This is a genomic window from Geodermatophilus sp. URMC 62 (genome assembly GCF_052931475.1).
This window is the reverse complement of record NZ_JBRFHY010000001.1, coordinates 3,074,101-3,091,486: the sequence shown is the minus strand read 5'-3', so window position 1 is coordinate 3,091,486 and position 17,386 is coordinate 3,074,101. Positions and strand designations below refer to the sequence as shown.

The following is a 17,386-nucleotide window of genomic DNA, read 5'->3' as shown; positions in this document are numbered from 1 at the left end:
GCCGGCGAGGGGTCCACGCGGCGCGGACCCGCGGGGCGCCCCCGCGACCGGGCCCCGGCTCCCCGCACCGGGAGCCGGGGCCCGGTGCACCGCTGCGTCGGGGACGAACGCGCGGCGGACGGCTCGGCCGGCGTGGCCGGCAGCCCCTTGTCCCGTGATCGGGACCGACACGAGACTCCCGGCCATGAGCACCGACCTCCTCGGTACCGGCCCCGGGCCGCGTCGCGGCCCGTCCCTCGGGGTCCTGGCCGACACCGGCCGCCACGCGGTGTCCGAGACGCCGGTCGCCCTGCCCACCGGTGCCGAGCGCCTCCCCGACGAGCCGTGACCGCCGGCCGGCTCCCGCCCGAGGACACCCTGGCCCTCGTCGACCCGGCGGCCTACGAGCAGGGGCCGCCGTTCGGGCTGCTGCGCCGGCTGCGCGCCGAGGCGCCGCTGACCTGGGTCGAGGAGCTGGCGCTGCACGGCCAGCCCGCGGGCCCGGGGTTCTGGCTGGTGCTCCGGCACGCCGACGTGGAGCGGGTGCTGCGCGACCCGGCGACGTTCTCCTCCTGGCTGGGCGCGACCCAGGTCCGCGACGCCGCCGACCTGGCGTGGGTGCGCCGGATGATGCTCAACACCGACCCGCCCGACCACTCCCGGCTGCGGCGCCTGCTCTCCCGCTCGTTCACCCCGCGCGCGGTGGCCACGCTGACCGCGTCGATCGAGGCGACGGCGGCCGACCTGGTCGACCGGGCGGTCGGCGGCGCGGCCGAGGGCCGGTGCGACTTCGCCAAGGACCTCGCCGCCGACCTGCCGCTGCTGACCCTCGCCGACGTCCTGGGGGTGCCGGCCGAGGACCGCTGGCTGCTGTTCGACTGGTCCAACCGGGTGATCGGCTGGCAGGACCCCGACTACGCCACCTCGGCCTCCTTCGACGGCACGGGCGGGACGGCGATGGCCCGGGAGGCGCTGGCGCTGCGGCCGGCGCCGGGACCCGACGGGCGGATGCCCGACCCCCGCACCCGCGCGGGCATGCCCGACCTCTATGCCTACGCCCGCCTGCTGGCCGAGGAGAAGCGCCGCTCCCCCGGCTCCGACGTCATGTCGGTCCTGCTGGCCCAGGTCGACGAGGACGGCGGGCAGGTGAGCCACGAGGAGTTCGAGAACCTCTTCTGGCTGTTCGCCGTCGCGGGGAACGAGACGCTGCGCAACGGCCTGCCCGGCGGGCTGATCGCGCTGCTCGAGCACCCCGACCAGCTGGCCGCGCTGCGCGCCGACCCCGCGCTGCTGCCCGGCGCGGTGGAGGAGCTGCTGCGCTGGTGGACGCCGGTCATGGTCTTCCGGCGCACCGCGACGACCGACGTCGACCTCGCCGGCGTCCGCGTCCGCGCCGGGGACAAGGTGGTCGTCTCCTTCACCTCGGCCGACCGGGACGAGGCGGTGTTCGACGAGCCCGACCGGTTCGACGTCCGCCGCTCCCCCAACCCGCACCTGGCCTTCGGCCACGGGCCGCACTTCTGCCTCGGCGCGCAGCTGGCCCGCGTGCAGGTGCGGGCGCTGTTCGCCGAGCTGCTGCGCCGGACCCGCTCCGTCGAGGCCGACGGGCCCCCAGCGCTCCTGCGGTCGAACTTCCAGCGCGGGGTCAAGCGGCTGCCGATCCGCTGGACCGCCGCCTGAGCCCGGCTCAGGAGCGGGCCCGCAGCCCCTCGAACGTGGTGGCCACCAGCGCGTCGGCCAGCGCGTCGGCCGACAGGCTGCCGCCGGGGCGGTACCACTCGGTCAGCGAGTTGACGGTGCCGAACAGCAGCCGGCTGGTGACGGCGGGGGCGACGTCGGGACGGACGTCGCCCTCCTCCTCCGCGGCGCGCACGAGGTCGGTGACGACGCGGTCGAACTCGCGGCGCCGCCCGAGCGCGGCCTCCTCCACCGGGGAGTTGCCGCGCACCCGCAGCAGCAGCGTGACGAACGGCAGCTCGGCGGCGAGCACCCGGACCGAGCCGCGGACGACGTGCTCGAGGCGGTCGATCGCGCGGCCGCGCACCGCCTGCGGCTCCTCGGTGACGGCGAACAGCGCGTCCAGCGCCCGGTCGAGGGCCAGCCGCAGCAGCTCCACCTTGCTCGGCACGTGGTGGTAGATGGCCGACTTGGTGATCCCCAGCCGCGCGGCGAGCTCCTCCATGCTGGTGGCGTCGTAGCCGCGCTCGTTGAACAGCGCGACCGCGACGTCGAGCAGCGAGTCCAGGGAGTGCCCGGGCCGGCCCCGGCGGACCCGCACCTCCGTCACGGGCGGTCCCGGTGGTCGACCAGGCGCTGCAGCTTGCCCATCGACCGCGGCAGCGTCTCCGGGTCGACGACGAGCACCTCGACGCTGGTCCCCACGGTGTCCTTGACGCCCGTGGCGACCTCGGCGGCGGCGGCCGGGCGCCGGTCGGGCGGGCAGTCGGGACGGGCCTCGATCCGGACGACGAGGTGGTCGAGCCGCCCGTGCGTGGTCAGCTCCAGCGCGAAGTGCGGCGCCAGGCCCGGCGTGCGCAGCACGACCTCCTCGATCTGGGTCGGGAAGAGGTTGACGCCGCGCAGGATGATCATGTCGTCGGTGCGGCCGGTGACCTTCTCCATCCGCCGCATCCCCGGCCGCGCCGTCCCGGGCAGCAGGCGGGTGAGGTCGCGGGTGCGGTAGCGCACGACCGGCATGGCCTCCTTGGTCAGCGAGGTGAACACCAGCTCGCCGACCTCGCCCTCGGGCAGCACCTCGCCGGTGATCGGGTCGATGACCTCCGGGTAGAAGTGGTCCTCCCAGACGTGCAGGCCGTCCTTGGTCTCCACGCACTCCTGCGCGACACCGGGGCCCATCACCTCCGACAGCCCGTAGATGTCGACGGCCTGGATGTCGAGGCGCTCCTCCATCTCGCGGCGCATCTGCTCGGTCCACGGTTCGGCGCCGAAGATGCCGATCTCCAGCGAGCTCGCGCGCGGGTCGAGCCCCTGCTTCTCGAACTCGTCGATGACGGTGAGCATGTAGCTCGGCGTCACCATGACGACCCGCGGCCGGAAGTCGGTGATCAGCTGCACCTGCCGCGGCGTCATGCCGCCGGAGACCGGGACGACGGTGCAGCCCAGCTTCTCCGCGCCGTAGTGCGCCCCCAGGCCGCCGGTGAACAGGCCGTAGCCGTAGGCGTTGTGCAGCACGTCGCCCGGCCGCCCGCCCGCCGCCCGGATGGAGCGGGCCATGACGGTGGCCCAGGTGTCGATGTCGCGCTCGGTGTAGCCGACGACGGTGGGGCGGCCGGTGGTGCCCGACGACGCGTGCACCCGGCGCACCTGCTCCATCGGGACGGCGAACATGCCGAAGGGGTAGTTCTCCCGCAGGTCGGCCTTGCTGGTGGTGGGGAACCGCGCCAGGTCGGCGAGCTCGCGGCAGTCGTCGGGGTGCACACCGGCGTCGTCGAAGGCCCGCCGGTAGTGGGGCACGTTCTCGTAGGCGTGCCGCAGCGACTCCCGCAGCCGCTCGAGCTGCAGCGCACGGAGCTCGTCGACCCCCATCCGCTCGGCCGCGTCGAGGGTGCCGGGGTCGGGCGCCGTCCCCAGCCGCCGGGTGCTCTCACCGGTCGCCGTCGTCATCGGTGCCTCCTCGTGGCCGGGCTGCTCGTGGGGCCGTGTCCTTGTGCCGCGCGGCCTCGTCGGGCACACTATTACCGACCGCACGGTCAGTAAATAGCTGAGGGGAGACCCGATGTCCGCGCCGACGCTGGACCGGCCCGCCGACGAGGCCGCGCTGCAGGCGGGGTTCGACGCCACCATCGCCGCCGACCGGCGCATCGAGCCGCGCGACTGGATGCCCGAGGGCTACCGGAAGACGCTCATCCGGCAGATCGCCCAGCACGCCCACTCCGAGATCATCGGGATGCAGCCCGAGGGCGACTGGCTGCTGGCGGCGCCGAGCCTGCGCCGCAAGGCCGTGCTGCTGGCCAAGGTGCAGGACGAGGCGGGGCACGGCCTGTACCTGTACTCCGCGGCCGAGACCCTCGGCGCCGACCGAGCCGACCTCACCGACAAGCTCATCGAGGGCCGGCAGAAGTACAGCTCGATCTTCAACTACCCCACGCTGACCTACGCCGACGTCGGCGTCATCGGCTGGTTCGTCGACGGCGCGGCGATCTGCAACCAGGTGCCGCTGTGCCGCTCCTCCTACGGGCCCTACGCCCGGGCGATGATCCGCATCTGCAAGGAGGAGTCGTTCCACCAGCGGCAGGGCTACGAGCTGCTCATGACGATGGTGCGCGGCACGGAGGAGCAGCGGGCGATGGTGCAGGACGCCGTCGACCGCTGGTGGGCGCCCTCGCTGATGATGTTCGGTCCGCCCGACGACGACAGCCCCAACTCCGCGCAGTCGATGGCCTGGGGCATCAAGCGGCACAGCAACGACGAGCTGCGCCAGCGCTACGTGGACATGACCGTGCCGCAGGCGCAGGTGCTCGGCGTGACGCTGCCCGACCCGGACCTGACCTGGGACGAGGAGACCGGGCACTGGCGGTTCGGCGCCATCGACTGGGCCGAGTTCAAGCGGGTCATCAGCGGCGACGGCCCGGCCAACGCCGAGCGCATTGCCCGGCGGCGGGCAGCGCGCGACGACAACGCCTGGGTGACCGAGGCGGCCACGGCGTACGCGGAGAAGCACCGTGACCGGTGACCTGACCAGCGAGGGCGGGCACGGCGCCGTCCCCACCGGCCCCGAGGTGCCGGTGGAGCCCCGGCGCCCGGCCGTCCGGCGGGACTGGCCGCTGTACGAGGTGTTCGTCCGCGGCAAGCGCGGGCTCAACCACGTGCACGTCGGGTCGCTGCACGCCCCCGACGACGAGATGGCCGTGCACGCCGCCCGCGACCTCTACACGCGGCGCAACGAGGGCGTGAGCATCTGGGTGGTGAGGGCCGCCGACATCACCGCGTCGAGCCCCGACGAGAAGGACCCGATGTTCGCCCCCAGCGGCGACAAGGTCTACCGCCACCCCACGTTCTACGAGATCCCGGAGAACGTCCCCCACATGTAGAGGTCGAAGGACCCCCTCCCCACCACTCGCAAGCTCGTGGCGGGCCCCTGGGAGGGGGCCGCCGCTGGTCGCTCACCCCGGAAGGGAACTGTTGGCATGGTGCACGAGGAGACCGTGTACGACGCGCTGGCGAACGCGCACGACGACGCGGGTCACTGGGCGTTCGGCACCGGCTTCGACGACCCGCTGGCCGGCGTCGACACCACCGTGCCCGACGGCGTCGACCCCGCCGACCTGGGCGCCTACTGCCTGATGCTGGGTGACGACGCCCTCGTGCTCGCGCAGCGGCTGACCCAGTGGATGACCAACGCGCCCGAGCTGGAGGAGGAGGTCGCGATCGGCAACACCGGCCTGGACCTGCTCGGCCAGGCCCGGCTGCTGCTGGCCCGCGCCGGCTCGGTCGGCGTCCTGGGCCGGTCCCGCGACCTGGCGACCGCGTCCATCCCCGACGAGGACGCCCTGGCCTACTTCCGCGACGCCGACGAGTTCCGCAACACCGGCCTGGTCGAGGCGCCCAACGGCGACTTCGCCCGGACGATGGTCCGGCTGCTCGTGGCCTCGACCGTGCGGCTGGCGGTGTTCACCCGGCTGCGGGGGTCGCGGGACCCGGTGCTCGCCGCGGTCGCGGCCAAGGGCGTCAACGAGCTGGCCTACCACCGCGACCACGCCGCCCGCTGGGTGCTGCGCCTCGGCGACGGCACCGAGGAGTCGCACCGCCGCGCCCAGGACGGCGTCGACGCGGTGTGGCCGCTGCTGGCCGACCTGTTCACGGCCACCGACGTCGAGGCGCGGCTGGCCGCGGCCGGCGTCGCCGTGGACCCCGCCGACGTCCGCGGCGAGGTCCACGACGTGCTCACCACCGTGCTCGAGCGGGCCACCCTGCGGGTGCCCGCCTGGCCGGCCGACGTCCCGCCGCGGGGCCGGACCGGGCAGCACGGTCCGGAGCTGACCGCGCTGCTGGAGACCCTGCAGGGCCTCGCTCGCCAGCACCCGGCGGCCACCTGGTGAGCGCCGTGGGGACCGCGGTCGACCCCCGGGCGGTGGCCGGGACGGTCACCGACCCCGAGCTGCCGATGCTCACCCTCGCCGACCTCGGCGTCCTGCGCGACGTCCGCACCGGGGACGACGGCACCGTGGTCGTCGAGATCACGCCCACCTACACCGGCTGCCCGGCGATGGGCGTCATGCGCGCCGACCTGCTGCACGCCCTGCACGCGGCCGGCTTCGACCGCGTCGAGGTGCGCACCGTCCTCTCCCCCGCCTGGTCGACCGACTGGATCAGCGCCGAGGGCCGCCGCCGGCTCGCCGCCGCCGGCATCGCCCCGCCCGGAGCCGCCCCGGTGCGCCCCGCGGGGCCGGTCCCGCTGCAGCTGGGCCCGACCCGCCGGACGGCGTCCTGCCCGCTGTGCGGGTCCGCCGACACCGAGGAGCTCAGCGAGTTCGGCGCCACCGCCTGCAAGGCGCTGCGCCGCTGCCGCAGCTGCCGCGAGCCGTTCGAGCACGTCAAGGAGATCTGACCGATGAGTGCGCCCGCCCGCCGCCGTCCGCGGTTCCACCCGCTCCGGGTCGCGAGCGTCGAGCGGCTGACCGACGACGCGGTCGCGGTCACCTTCGACGTCCCCCCGGAGCTGGCCGAGGACTACGCGTTCCGGCCGGGCCAGGCGCTCACCCTGCGGCGGGTCGACGGCGACCGCGACGAGCGCCGCTCCTACTCGATCTGCGCGCCGGTCGGCGCACCGCCGCGGGTCGGCGTCCGCGAGGTCCCCGGTGGCTTCTTCTCGAGCTGGCTGGTGCACGAGGTGCGGCCCGGCGACGAGGTCGAGGTGCTGCCGCCGTCGGGCTCCTTCACCGCCGACCTGTCCGTGCCCGCCGACCACGTCTTCGTCGTCGCCGGCTCCGGCATCACCCCGGCGCTGTCGCTGGCCGCGAGCGTCCTGCGCGACGGCGAGTCGACCGTCACCGTCTTCTACGGCAACCGGCGCACCAACACGGTGATGTTCGCCGACGAGCTCGCCGACCTGAAGGACCGCTACGGCCCCCGCCTGCAGCTGGTGCACGTGCTCTCCCGCGAGCCGCGCGACGCCGAGCTGACCAGCGGCCGGCTCGACGGCGACCGGCTCCGCACACTGGTCGGCGCCTTCGTCGACGTCGAGCACGTCGACCACTGGTGGCTGTGCGGCCCGCACAGGATGGTCAGCGACGCCCGCGACCTGCTCACCGAGCTCGGCGTCCCGGCGCAGCGGGTGCACCAGGAGCTCTTCTACGTCGACGACGTCCCGCCGCAGCCGGTCCGCGGCGACGACCAGACCGTCGCCGGCCCCAGCAGCCAGGTCACCGTGGTCCTCGACGGCCGCGCCACCACGCTGGCCCTCCCGCGCGACGAGCCCGTGCTGGACTCCGCCCAGCGGGTGCGCTCCGACCTGCCCTTCGCCTGCAAGGGCGGGGTCTGCGGCACCTGCCGGGCCCGGGTCACCGACGGCGAGGTCGAGATGCGGCGCAACTACGCGCTCGAGCAGGAGGAGGTCGAGGCCGGCTACGTCCTCACCTGCCAGACCCTGCCGCTGTCGGACGCCGTCACCGTCGACTTCGACGCGTGACCCCGATCCCGCCCGGGGAGACCGCCGTCCTCGACGTCGTCGTCACCGAGGCGATGACCGTCCGGTTCCACGAGCTGGGCCCCGTGCACCCGGTGTACGCGACCTACGCCATGGCCCGGCACTTCGAGGAGGCCGGCCGCAAGCTGCTGCTGGCGCACCTCGAGCCCGGCGAGGAGGCCATCGGGACGGCGGTGTCGGTCGAGCACCTCGCGCCGGCCTGGGTGGGCGACCGCGTCCGGGTCACCGCCCGCTGCGCCGGGGCGGAGGGGGGCCGGGTGACCTGCGCGCTGGAGGCCCTCGACGCGGCCGGCCGGCTGCTCGGCCGCGGCACGACCGGGCAGGCCGTGCTGCCGGCCGACGTCGTGGCCGCCCGGCTGCGCCGGGGCTGACCTCACCGCTCCCGGGCGGTGACCTCGTCGGAGGCGGTCAGGCCCGCGGCGGCGAGCGCGCCGTCGGCACCGCAGAACCAGCGCCGCGCGCGGGCGGTGAAGCCGGCCCGCGCCAGCCAGGACACGAGCACCTCGCGGCCGCGGGTGCGCCCGCGCGGCCCGACCACCTCCAGGTCCGGCGCGGACAGGGCCGTCGCCGCGTCGGCGTCCGCGTCGTCCACCGCGGCCAGCCACGCCTCCACCACCGCCGGCTGTCCCCTCACGCGGCGACCGCAGCCCCGCACGACCGGTCGTCCCGCGTGTCCGGACGCTCCCCGGGGTACCGCCCGCGCCCGTGAGCACCGATGCCGCGCCCCCCACGCTGACCCGGGCCCAGCGGCTCGACCGGCTGCCGTTCACCCGCGAGCACGGCCGGCTCGTGGTCGCCTCCGGCCTCGGCTGGGCGCTGGACGCCATGGACGTCGGCCTCATCTCCTTCGTGATGGCCGCGCTCGCTGTCCAGTGGTCGCTCACCCCCACCGAGCTGTCCTGGATCGGCTCCATCGGCTTCGTCGGCATGGCGCTGGGCGCCACGCTCGGCGGTCTGCTCGCCGACCGGGTCGGCCGCCGCTCGGTCTTCGCGCTCACCCTGCTGGTCTTCGGCGTGGCCACCGGCGCGGCTGCGCTGGCGTGGTCGGTGGCGGCGCTGCTGGTGTTCCGCTTCCTCATCGGGCTGGGCCTGGGCGCGGAGCTGCCGGTCGCCTCCACGCTGGTCAGCGAGTACGCGCCGGCCCGGCTGCGCGGCCGGGTGGTGGTGGCGCTCGAGGCGTTCTGGGCGGTGGGCTGGCTGCTCGCCGCGCTGATCGGCTACCTCGTCGTCCCCCGCAGTGACGCAGGCTGGCGGTGGGCGCTGGCGCTGGGCGCCGTCCCGGCGCTCTACGCCGTGGTGGTGCGCCGCGGCCTGCCCGAGTCGGTGCGCTTCCTGGAGCTGCGCGGCCGCCACGACGAGGCGGAGACGGCGGTGCGGCGCTTCGAGACCGCCGCCGGAGTCGTCCCGGAGCCGGCCGCGACGCACGCCGGCCTCCCCGCCCCCATGCCACGCGCGTCCGGCCTGTGGGCACCGGGCACCCGCGGGCGGACGGCGGCGCTGTGGACGGTCTGGTTCGGCATCAACTTCGCCTACTACGGCGCCTTCATCTGGCTGCCCACGCTGCTGGTGGCCTCGGGCTTCTCGCTGGTCCGCTCGTTCGGCTTCACGCTGCTCATCACGCTGGCCCAGCTGCCCGGGTACGCGGCGGCGGCCGTGCTGGTCGAGCGGTGGGGACGGCGGCCGACGCTCGTGGTCTTCCTGCTCGGCTCGGCGCTCGGTGCCGCACTGTTCGCCCAGGCGGCCGGCGACACCGCCGTCCTGGTCACTGGGATGGTCCTCTCGTTCTTCAACCTCGGCGCGTGGGGCGCGGTCTACGCCGTGACGCCGGAGGTCTACCCGACCGCGCTGCGGGGCACCGGCGCGGGCGCCGCCGCGGGGTTCGGCCGGATCGCCTCGATCGCCGCGCCGCTGTGCGTGCCGCCGCTGCTGGACGCCGGCGGCACCGGGCTGGTGTTCGGCGTCTTCGCCGCCGCCTTCGTCCTGGCCGCCGCCGGCTCCTGGGCCCTGCCCGAGCGCCGCGGGGAGGCACTCGACGCTCCCTGATCCCCTCCGCTCCCCATCCCCGGTGATCGCCGGGTCGCGGCGACCGGCTGCCACCACCTCCCGTGGTCATCGGCGACCGGTGGGTCCCGTCGGCGCGTCCCCCGAGCACGTGGCGGTGATCACGGCTCGGGGGGATGCAGAGATTTCTTTGCAAAGGGTCCTTTGCACTATTACCCTCCCGCTGTGTCCACCGGGGAGTTCCCCGCCGAGGCGGTCGACGTCAGCGACCCACGGGTCCTGCGCGCGGTCGCCCACCCGCTGCGCGCGTCGCTCCTGGGCCTGCTGCGCGCCGAGGGCCCCTCGACCGCCTCCCGGCTCGGCCAGCGGCTCGGCGAGAGCAGCGGCAGCACCAGCTACCACCTGCGGCAGCTGGCCGCCTCCGGCCTGGTCGAGGAGGTCCCCGGCGAGGGCACCGGCCGGGAGCGGTGGTGGCGGGCGCGACACCGCAGCACCCGCTGGTCCACCGAGGAGGTGGTGGCCCGGCCGGGCGGCCGCGAGGTGGTCGAGGAGCTGACCCACCAGAGCCTGGCTGTCCAGCGCCGGCTGCTGGCCGCGCACGCCGAGCAGCGCGAGCAGCTCGACGAGGCCTGGCGCGACGCCACCTCGCTCAACGACTGGGCACTGCACCTCTCCCCCGCCGCCGCCGGGGAGCTGGTCGACGAGCTCAACGCCGTCGTGGCGCGGTGGCGCACCGAGCGGGAGGAGCCCGGGCAGCCGCTCGTGCACGTGCTGCTCGACCTGTTCCGGCTGGCCGAGTACCCGCCGTGATCGGAGTCCGCTCGGCCACCCGCCGCTTCGTCGGGCTGACCGCGCTGCACTGGCTTCCGGTGGGCCTGAGCGCGCCGGTCACCGTGCTGCTGGCCTCCTCGCGCGGCCTGTCCCCCGCCGACGTCGGCGTGGTGTTCGCCGTCTACTCGACGGTGGTCCTGGTCCTGGAGCTGCCGACCGGCGGGCTGGCCGACGCGGTCGGCACCCGGCCGGTGCTCGTCGCCTCCGGGGTGCTCTCCACGGCCGGCCTGCTGGCGGTCGCCGCCGCCGACGACCTGACCGGCTTCGCGCTCGCCGAGGCGCTCCGGGCCGTCGGCCGGGCACTGAGCTCCGGCCCCTTGGAGGCCTGGTACGTCGACGCCGTCCGCGCCGCCGACCCGGACGCCGACGTGACCCCCGGCCTGTCCCGGGCCGGCGCGGCCGACGGCGCCGGCCTGTGCCTGGGCGCCGTGCTGGGTGGCCTGCTGCCCCTGCTGGCCGACGGCTCCGGCGACGCGGTCCTGGTCCTGCCGATCCTGCTGGCCGCGGCGCTGTCGCTGGTGTCGGTCGCCGCGGTCGCGCTGCTCGTCGTGCGGCTCGGTACCGCCCGCGCGTCGGGGGCCGCCGCACTGCGCGCCGGGCTGCGGACGGCGCCCGCCGTCGTCCGCGACACGGGCCGGCTGGTGGCCCGCGACCGGCTGCTGCGGCGCGTGCTGGCGATCTCGGCCCTGGTCGGGACGGTGCTCAGCACGCTGGAGCTGCTCGGCCCACTGCACGCCGCCGACCTCACCGGCAGCCTGACCGAGGGCTCGGCGGTCTTCGGCGTGGTGATGGCGGTGTCGTTCGCGGCAGCCGGTGCGGGCGCCCTGCTGGCGCCAGCCGCGCGCCGAGCGGCCCGCGGGTCCGCGGCGGCCGGGAGCGCGGCGCTCGCCGTCCTCGGCGCCGCAGCGGTCGCGGCCGTCCCGCTCGGTGGGCCGGTGGTCCTGGGGTGCCTGTTCGCCGTCTCCTACACCGCCAACGCGGCCTCCTGGCCGCTGTGGAAGGCGGTGCTGCACGGGCGGGTGGGCGCCGGGCAGCGGGCGACCGCGCTGTCGGCGTCCTCGTTGGCGCTGCAGGTCGGTGCGCTCGGCGGCACCCTGGGGCTCGCGCGGCTGGCCGGGGCGGCGGGCACCGGCGCGGGCTTCCTGGCCGTGTCCGGCGCGCTCCTGCTGGTGGCGGTGGTCTCCCTCGGTCTGCGTCCCGGGGATCGGGCAGCGGCGCACGCCGACCCGGCACCGGGCGTCGTCCCGGCCCCGTGACGGGGCTCCCTGGTTGCCATCCGACGCTGCGGGTAGCGCCTCGCCATGGCTGATCTCCCCCGCGACCACCTCAAGGGCCTGAAGGTCGCCGTCACCGGCGCCAGCGGCAACGTCGGGACGGCCCTGCTGCGGCGGCTGACCGCGCCGGGCAGCGGCGTGGCCGAGGTCCGCGGACTGGCCCGCCGGCAGCCGCCCGACACGGCCCCCTACGACGCGGTGACCTGGTACCACGCCGACCTCGGCGAGACCGCCAGCGAGCAGGCGCTCACGAACCTGCTCGAGGGCGTCGACGCCGTCGTCCACCTGGCCTGGGCGCTGCAGCCGGGGCGCAAGCCCGACCAGCTGCACAGGGCCAACGTCGACGGCACCCGCCGGGTGGTGCGGGCGGCGGTCGCCGCGGGCGTGCAGCACGTGGTGCACATGTCCTCCCTGGGCGCCTACGCCGCAGGCGGCGGCGCCCGGCCGGTCACCGAGGACTGGCCCACCACCGGCATCCCGTCGTCGCAGTACAGCCGGCAGAAGTCCGAGGCCGAGCGGGTGGTCCGCGAGGTGGTGGGGCGCAAGCAGGACGTCACGCTGACCGTCGTCCGGCCGACGCTGGTGCTCCAGCCGGAGGCCGCCAGCGAGATCGGCCGCTACTTCCTCGGGCCGCTGCTGTTCGGCGCCGCCCGGCTCGTGCCGGGCCAGGTGGCCTCCCTGCTGCCCCTGCCGCTGCCCTCGGTGCACGTGGGCTTCGTCCACGCCGACGACGTCGCCGACGCGATCACCCGGATGCTCGACCGCCGCGCCCCCGGCCCGTTCAACCTCTCCGCCGACCCGGCCCTCGACGCCGACGGCATCGCCCGGGCCCTGGGCACCGTGCGGATCCCGGTGCCGGCGGTGGCGCTGCGGACGGGGCTGTCGGCGGCCTTCCACGCCCACCTCGTGCCCACCGAGCCGGGCTGGCTCGACCTCGGCCTGCAGTCGCCGGTGCTCGAGACCGCCCGCGCCCGCACCCAGCTCGACTGGCACCCGGCGCACCGCGGGGACGACGTCCTGCGCCAGTTCGTGGCCGCCCTGGGCCGGGGCGACGGCGGCCCCGGCCCCCTGCTGTCGGCGACCGGCGGCCGGGAGCACGACCCGGGCGGCGACCCCTCCAACGTGCCCAACCGCCGCCCGGACTGACGCGGGCCGGCGTGCCGATCGACTTCCACGACCCGGCCAACCGCGGGACCTACGGCGGGCGGTCGGCCGACCGGTCCTGGCGCGAGGCCGTGCGCACGCTCCTCGACCCGGCCGGGCTCGAGGTCGCCGACGTGGGCTGCGGCGCCGGGGTGTACAGCCGCGCGCGGCTGGACCTGGGGGCCGCCGGCGTCGCGGCGGTGGACTCCAGCGCGGTGATGCTGTCCGCCGCCGAGGAGGGCACCCGCGGCACCGGCCGGGTCCGTCCGGTGCTGGGTGACGCGGCGGCGACGACGCTGCCCGGCGCGTGCGTCGACGTGGTGTTCCAGCGGGCGCTCGTCCACCACGTGACCGACCTGGGCGCCGTGGTCGCCGAGGCGCGCCGGCTGCTGCGCCCTGAGGGCCGGTACCTCGTCCAGGACCGGACGGCCGACGACGTCCGGCAGCCGGCCGGCCCGGACCACCCGCGCGGGCACCTGTTCGAGGTCTTCCCGCACCTGCTGGACGTCGAGCTGGCCCGCAGCCCGGACGACGGCGTGCTGACCGGCCTCCTGCGGGACGCGGGGTTCGGGGTGACGACGCAGCAGCTGTGGGAGGTGCGCACCGTGCACCCCGACCGGGCGGCCTACCTCGCGGAGATCGCCCAGCGGAGGGGCCGGTCGATCCTGCACGAGCTGGACGACGTCCAGCTCGCCCGGCTCGTCGGCGCCCTGGCCGACCGGCTCCCCACCGACGGACCGGTGGTGGAGTCCGACCGCTGGACGCTGTGGCTGGGCACCCTGCCGTCGTGACCGCGGCGCACCCTCTCGCCGAGCTGCTGGTCGAGGCGTGGCGCGGCAGGTTCCCGCCCGCCGACGGCGGGTCGCGCCGGGTGCCGCCGTGGCGGTCCGGGCTGGAGGCGGTGGTGGCGTTCACCGGGCACGCCGTCCTCGCGCTGGAGCCCGACCGTGACGACGCCCGGCTGTCCGCTCTCGGCGTCGACGGGGTCGGCGGAGCTCAGCGTCGAGCTGGAGCCGGCACGGAGGGGCCAGGGTGAGGGCACGGCCCTGGTGTCGGCGGCGCTCGACGCGGTGCCGGAGGGCGAGCCCGTCGTGGCGGCCGTGGCCCCGGGCAACACCGCCAGCCTGCGGACCCTGCTACGCGCCGGTGCGGTCCCGGTGGCGTCGGTCCAGCTGTTCCGCCGGTCGAGCTGAGGGGCGTCGCGCGCGCGTCAAGCGGTCGGGCGGATCTGTGGACAGGGCGCTGAGCTGCGGAAACAGGTCGCGGGACGAACCTGGCAGCGGTAGAATTCGTACATGTGTTCGGAAGGCTGGACCAGTGGTGACGTCCTCGACGACATCGCCGCGCTGGTCGCCGAGCGCAACCGGATCGACGCCCTGCTGGCCCGCCGGGTGCGTGCCGCGGAGCTGGCGCAGGCACCCGAGCGTGACGGGCTGAAGAGCATGGCCTCGTGGCTGCGGGGGCACTGCCGGCTCTCGGCCGCCGCAGCCGCCCGACTCGTGGGCACCGGCCGGGTGCTGGAGCACCTGCCGGCGCTGGCCGAGGCCCACGACGCCGGACTGGTGACCGCCGAGCAGGTGACGATCGCCGCGACCGCACTGACCCCGCAGCGCCTGCAGGCCGCCGCCGAGCAGGGGGTCGACCTGGCCGTCATCGACGCCGTGCTCACCGGGCTGGCCGTCGAGCACCCGCACGCCGACGTCGTGCGCGCGGTGCGGCACTACCTGGCCGACCTCGATCCCGACGGCCCCGAACCCGATCCCACCGAGGGGCGGCGGCTGACGCTGTCGAAGCACGCCGACGGGTCGCTGTCCATCCGCGGGGAGCTCGATGCCGTGGGTGGGGAGAGGTTCCAGGCGGCGGTCGAGTCCTTCGTGCAGGCCGGCCGGCCCGCCGGGGACGAGCGCAGCCGCGCCCAGCGGCTCGGCGACGCCCTGGTGCAGTTGGCCGACCACGCCCTCGCCGCCGGTGGCCTGCCGACCCTGCGCACGGTCAAGCCGCACGTGGCGGTCGTGATCGACCTCCACGACCTGGCCGACCCGGCCACCGGCCCGGAGGCCGGGCGGATGGGGTTCGGCGCGGTCATCTCCGCCGCCCGGGCCCGCTGGCTGGCCTGCGACGCCACCGTCTCCCGGGTCGTGATGGGTCCCGACGGGGCACCGATCGACCTCGGCCGCGAGCAGCGCCTGGCCGACCGCCACCTGCGGCGGGCGGTGGAACTGCGCGACGGCGGGTGCGTGTTCACCGGCTGCGACGCCCCCACCTGGTGGGCCGAGGTGCACCACCTGGTGCACTGGCTCGACGGCGGCGAGACCAACCTGGACAACTCCGCCCTGCTGTGCGAGCGGCACCACAGCAAGGTCCACTCCGGCTTCCGCGTCGAACGACAACCCGACGGACGCTGGCGCACCTGGCGACCCGACGGCACCGAGATCCTCGCGCCGAGGCCACCGGTCCCGGCGGCCTGACGTCCCGACCACCCCGAGCACGCCCGTGTGCCCACTCGCTGATCCAGCGGACGGGCCCGCGGGCGTGCGCGCTGCTCAGCCGTCCGAGGACGACGTCCAGGCGCCGACCCGGCGGTCCGTGTGCGCGAACACGCTGGCCGCCCGCTCCGGGCGCAGGGCGACGAACAGGCCCTCGGCCTCGGCGAGCACGGTGTCCGGGTCGTCCTCGGCCACCAGCCGGGCCGTGGCGGTGGTGCGCCGGCCGGAGCTCTCCCCCATCTCGGCCGACAGCAGCAGCGGGACACCGAGGCGCACCGGACGGCGGTACCGGACGGTCAGCGTGGCGGTGAGCCCGCCACGGCCGGCGGCACGGACGGCGCGGGCCAGGACGTGGTCGAGCAGGGTGGCCACCACCCCGCCGTGCACGAGCCCCGGCGGGCCCTCGTGCGCCTTGCCCACGGCGACCCGGCCGGTCGCCGTCCCGTCCGGGCTGTCGGTGGTCACCAACGGCGGCGCCACCGGACTGCCCGGGCCGTACACCGGGCTGTACCAGCGCTCACCGGTGTCCGGGTCGTCGACCCGGGCGACCTCGTGCAGTTCGCGGCCGTGCGCCCGCAGCCGGGCGGTGAGCTCCCGCGCGGCCGCGGCGACGTCGGCGAGCTCGTCCTCGGCCACCTCGGTGCGGACGGCGGCGTCGACCAGCGCGCGCAGCGCCTCGCCCAGCTCCCCGACCGCGACCCGGCGTCCGGCCCGCTCCCCCGGGGGGAGGGGGTCAGCCACGCGGCATGCCGGCGGCGCGCAGCAGACCGCTGCCGATGATCACGCGCTGCACCTCGCTGGTGCCCTCGTAGAGCCGGTAGAGCCGGGCGTCGCGGTAGAAGCGCTCGACCGGCGTCGTCCGCAGGTAGCCCAGCCCGCCGTGTACCTGCACCGCCCGGTCGACCGCGCGGCCGACCATCTCGCTGCAGAACAGCTTGGCCGACGACGGGCCGATCGAGGTGTCCTCGCCGGAGTCGTAGCGGGCGGCCACCTCGCGCACCATCGCCTTCCCCGCCAGCAGCTCGGCGTGCACGTCGGCGATGAGGGCCTGCACCAGCTGGAAGCGGCCGATCGGCGCGCCACCCTGCTTCGCGGAGGCGGCGTAGGCCACCGACTCGTCGAGCACCCGCTGCGCCATGCCGACGCACAGCGCCGCGATGTGCAGCCGGCCGCGGGAGAGGACGGTGAGCGCCTTGGCGTACCCGCGGCCCTCCTCCCCGACCAGGGCGTCCGCGGGCACGTGGACGTCGTCGAAGAACACCTCCGAGGTCCAGGCGCCCGACTGGCCCATCTTCTTGTCCTTGGCGCCCAGCGAGACGCCGGGGGCGTGCGCGTCGACGACGAAGCTGGAGATGCCGCGCCCGCCCTGCTGCTCGGGGTCGGTGCGGGCGAAGACGACGAACAGGTCGGCCAGCGGCGCGTTGGTGATGTAGCGCTTGGCGCCGTCGATCACCCAGCCGTCGCCGTCGCGGCGGGCGCTGGTGCGCAACCCGGCGGGGTCGGAGCCGGCCTCGGCCTCGGTGAGGGCGAAGGAGCCGATCAGCTCACCGGCCGCCAGCCGCGGCAGGTACGTCTTCTTCTGCTCCTCGCTGCCGAACCGGGCGATCACCTGGCCGGCGATGCCGTTGTTGGTGCCGAACAGCGAGCGGAACGCCGGCGTCGTGTAGCCGAACTCGAAGGCCAGCTCGACGTCCTCGCGCATGTCGACGCCGAGGCCGCCGTACTCCTCGGGCAGGGCGTAGCCGAACAGCCCCATCTCGGCGGCCGCGCCGCGCAGCTCCTCGGGGATGCGGTCGTCGAGGTCGATCTCCTCCTCGCGCGGGACCACCACCTCCCGCACCAGCCGGCGCACCGCGTCCCGGATCAGCGTGAAGTCCTCGGCGTCCACGCCCCCATGGTGACGCCTGTCGCACCGGGGTACCGACACGGGTCCACCCGGGGCCGGGCACCGCGCTCCGGGAGCGTTCCGCTACTGGATGACCACTCCCCGTTGTGATGACGGGGCT

General features: G+C 75.8%; 21 protein-coding genes. 16 read left to right on the top strand and 5 right to left on the bottom strand.

The annotated features are described in order from the left end of the window. Window positions 1-184 precede the first annotated feature (184 nt). The gene (locus ACU616_RS15115) at window positions 185-328 is read left to right on the top strand and encodes a hypothetical protein (RefSeq protein WP_446759267.1); all 144 of its coding nucleotides are present in this window, start codon (window positions 185-187) and stop codon (window positions 326-328) included. Then, window positions 325-1,659: a cytochrome P450 gene (locus tag ACU616_RS15110; protein WP_446759266.1), complete on the top strand. Its 1,335-nt coding sequence runs from the start codon at window positions 325-327 to the stop codon at window positions 1,657-1,659. Before ACU616_RS15115 ends, ACU616_RS15110 begins: the two co-directional genes overlap by 4 nt. A 7-nt stretch (window positions 1,660-1,666) precedes the next feature. Here ACU616_RS15110 and ACU616_RS15105 read toward each other — a convergent pair whose 3' ends face one another. Continuing rightward, window positions 1,667-2,266, bottom strand: a complete 600-nt coding sequence (locus tag ACU616_RS15105) for a TetR/AcrR family transcriptional regulator (RefSeq protein WP_446759265.1) — start codon at window positions 2,264-2,266, stop codon at window positions 1,667-1,669. After that, the gene (paaK, locus tag ACU616_RS15100) at window positions 2,263-3,603 is read right to left on the bottom strand and encodes a phenylacetate--CoA ligase PaaK (protein ID WP_446759264.1); all 1,341 of its coding nucleotides are present in this window, start codon (window positions 3,601-3,603) and stop codon (window positions 2,263-2,265) included. Before paaK ends, ACU616_RS15105 begins: the two co-directional genes overlap by 4 nt. Window positions 3,604-3,715: 112 nt before the next feature. On the opposite strand from paaK, the gene paaA reads away from it, so the two are divergent. From paaA to ACU616_RS15070, 6 genes are all read left to right on the top strand, one after another. Further along, complete coding sequence (paaA, locus tag ACU616_RS15095) at window positions 3,716-4,672, top strand: 1,2-phenylacetyl-CoA epoxidase subunit PaaA (RefSeq protein ID WP_446759263.1); 957 nt, start codon at window positions 3,716-3,718, stop codon at window positions 4,670-4,672. Next, the gene (paaB, locus tag ACU616_RS15090) at window positions 4,662-5,030 is read left to right on the top strand and encodes a 1,2-phenylacetyl-CoA epoxidase subunit PaaB (RefSeq protein ID WP_446759262.1); all 369 of its coding nucleotides are present in this window, start codon (window positions 4,662-4,664) and stop codon (window positions 5,028-5,030) included. Before paaA ends, paaB begins: the two co-directional genes overlap by 11 nt. A 96-nt stretch (window positions 5,031-5,126) precedes the next feature. Further along, a complete protein-coding gene (gene paaC, locus ACU616_RS15085) occupies window positions 5,127-6,038 on the top strand; it encodes a 1,2-phenylacetyl-CoA epoxidase subunit PaaC (RefSeq protein WP_446759261.1) in 912 nt (303 codons plus the stop codon). After that, complete coding sequence (gene paaD / locus ACU616_RS15080; protein WP_446759260.1) at window positions 6,035-6,547, top strand: 1,2-phenylacetyl-CoA epoxidase subunit PaaD; 513 nt, start codon at window positions 6,035-6,037, stop codon at window positions 6,545-6,547. The genes paaC and paaD overlap by 4 nt, the downstream gene beginning before the upstream one ends. Window positions 6,548-6,550: 3 nt before the next feature. Beyond that, a complete protein-coding gene (gene paaE, locus ACU616_RS15075) occupies window positions 6,551-7,627 on the top strand; it encodes a 1,2-phenylacetyl-CoA epoxidase subunit PaaE (RefSeq protein WP_446759259.1) in 1,077 nt (358 codons plus the stop codon). Next, window positions 7,624-8,016, top strand: coding sequence for a thioesterase family protein (locus ACU616_RS15070; protein ID WP_446759258.1), 393 nt, complete (start codon window positions 7,624-7,626; stop codon window positions 8,014-8,016). Before paaE ends, ACU616_RS15070 begins: the two co-directional genes overlap by 4 nt. A 2-nt stretch (window positions 8,017-8,018) precedes the next feature. On the opposite strand, the gene ACU616_RS15065 is transcribed toward ACU616_RS15070, so the two are convergent. After that, complete coding sequence (locus ACU616_RS15065) at window positions 8,019-8,279, bottom strand: hypothetical protein (protein WP_446759257.1); 261 nt, start codon at window positions 8,277-8,279, stop codon at window positions 8,019-8,021. Between the two features lie 71 nt (window positions 8,280-8,350). Between ACU616_RS15065 and ACU616_RS15060 the strand changes: the two genes are divergently transcribed. From ACU616_RS15060 to ACU616_RS15025, 8 genes are all read left to right on the top strand, one after another. Continuing rightward, window positions 8,351-9,688, top strand: a complete 1,338-nt coding sequence (locus tag ACU616_RS15060; protein ID WP_446759256.1) for an MFS transporter — start codon at window positions 8,351-8,353, stop codon at window positions 9,686-9,688. A 183-nt stretch (window positions 9,689-9,871) separates the two neighbouring features. Next, a complete protein-coding gene (locus tag ACU616_RS15055) occupies window positions 9,872-10,456 on the top strand; it encodes a helix-turn-helix domain-containing protein (RefSeq protein WP_446759255.1) in 585 nt (194 codons plus the stop codon). Then, window positions 10,453-11,733, top strand: coding sequence for an MFS transporter (locus ACU616_RS15050; RefSeq protein ID WP_446759254.1), 1,281 nt, complete (start codon window positions 10,453-10,455; stop codon window positions 11,731-11,733). The genes ACU616_RS15055 and ACU616_RS15050 overlap by 4 nt, the downstream gene beginning before the upstream one ends. 45 nt (window positions 11,734-11,778) lie before the next feature. Continuing rightward, window positions 11,779-12,897: an NAD-dependent epimerase/dehydratase family protein gene (locus ACU616_RS15045; protein WP_446759253.1), complete on the top strand. Its 1,119-nt coding sequence runs from the start codon at window positions 11,779-11,781 to the stop codon at window positions 12,895-12,897. An 11-nt stretch (window positions 12,898-12,908) separates the two neighbouring features. Further along, on the top strand, window positions 12,909-13,685 hold the full coding sequence (locus tag ACU616_RS15040) for a class I SAM-dependent methyltransferase (protein ID WP_446759252.1): 777 nt from the start codon (window positions 12,909-12,911) through the stop codon (window positions 13,683-13,685). After that, window positions 13,682-13,930, top strand: coding sequence for a hypothetical protein (locus ACU616_RS15035; RefSeq protein ID WP_446759251.1), 249 nt, complete (start codon window positions 13,682-13,684; stop codon window positions 13,928-13,930). Before ACU616_RS15040 ends, ACU616_RS15035 begins: the two co-directional genes overlap by 4 nt. 13 nt (window positions 13,931-13,943) lie before the next feature. Beyond that, window positions 13,944-14,087, top strand: a complete 144-nt coding sequence (locus ACU616_RS15030; RefSeq protein ID WP_446759250.1) for a hypothetical protein — start codon at window positions 13,944-13,946, stop codon at window positions 14,085-14,087. Window positions 14,088-14,189: 102 nt separating this feature from the next. Beyond that, entirely contained in the window at window positions 14,190-15,362 is a 1,173-nt protein-coding gene (locus ACU616_RS15025) for a DUF222 domain-containing protein (RefSeq protein WP_446759249.1), read from the top strand. 75 nt (window positions 15,363-15,437) lie between these two features. Here the strand turns inward: ACU616_RS15025 and ACU616_RS15020 are convergent, their stop codons facing one another. Both ACU616_RS15020 and ACU616_RS15015 read right to left on the bottom strand, forming a co-directional pair. Continuing rightward, a complete protein-coding gene (locus ACU616_RS15020; protein WP_446759248.1) occupies window positions 15,438-16,121 on the bottom strand; it encodes a PaaI family thioesterase in 684 nt (227 codons plus the stop codon). Then, window positions 16,114-17,268, bottom strand: coding sequence for an acyl-CoA dehydrogenase family protein (locus ACU616_RS15015; RefSeq protein WP_446759247.1), 1,155 nt, complete (start codon window positions 17,266-17,268; stop codon window positions 16,114-16,116). The genes ACU616_RS15020 and ACU616_RS15015 overlap by 8 nt, the downstream gene beginning before the upstream one ends. Window positions 17,269-17,386 lie beyond the last annotated feature (118 nt).

Coding starts and splice junctions, on each gene's coding strand:
- ACU616_RS15045 (WP_446759253.1), top strand. CDS start 11,779: ATGGCTGATCTCCCCCGCGACCACCTCAAGGGCCTGAAGGTCGCCGTC.
- ACU616_RS15025 (WP_446759249.1), top strand. CDS start 14,190: ATGTGTTCGGAAGGCTGGACCAGTGGTGACGTCCTCGACGACATCGCC.
- paaK (WP_446759264.1), bottom strand. CDS start 3,603: ATGACGACGGCGACCGGTGAGAGCACCCGGCGGCTGGGGACGGCGCCC.
- paaC (WP_446759261.1), top strand. CDS start 5,127: ATGGTGCACGAGGAGACCGTGTACGACGCGCTGGCGAACGCGCACGAC.
- paaE (WP_446759259.1), top strand. CDS start 6,551: ATGAGTGCGCCCGCCCGCCGCCGTCCGCGGTTCCACCCGCTCCGGGTC.
- ACU616_RS15115 (WP_446759267.1), top strand. CDS start 185: ATGAGCACCGACCTCCTCGGTACCGGCCCCGGGCCGCGTCGCGGCCCG.
- paaA (WP_446759263.1), top strand. CDS start 3,716: ATGTCCGCGCCGACGCTGGACCGGCCCGCCGACGAGGCCGCGCTGCAG.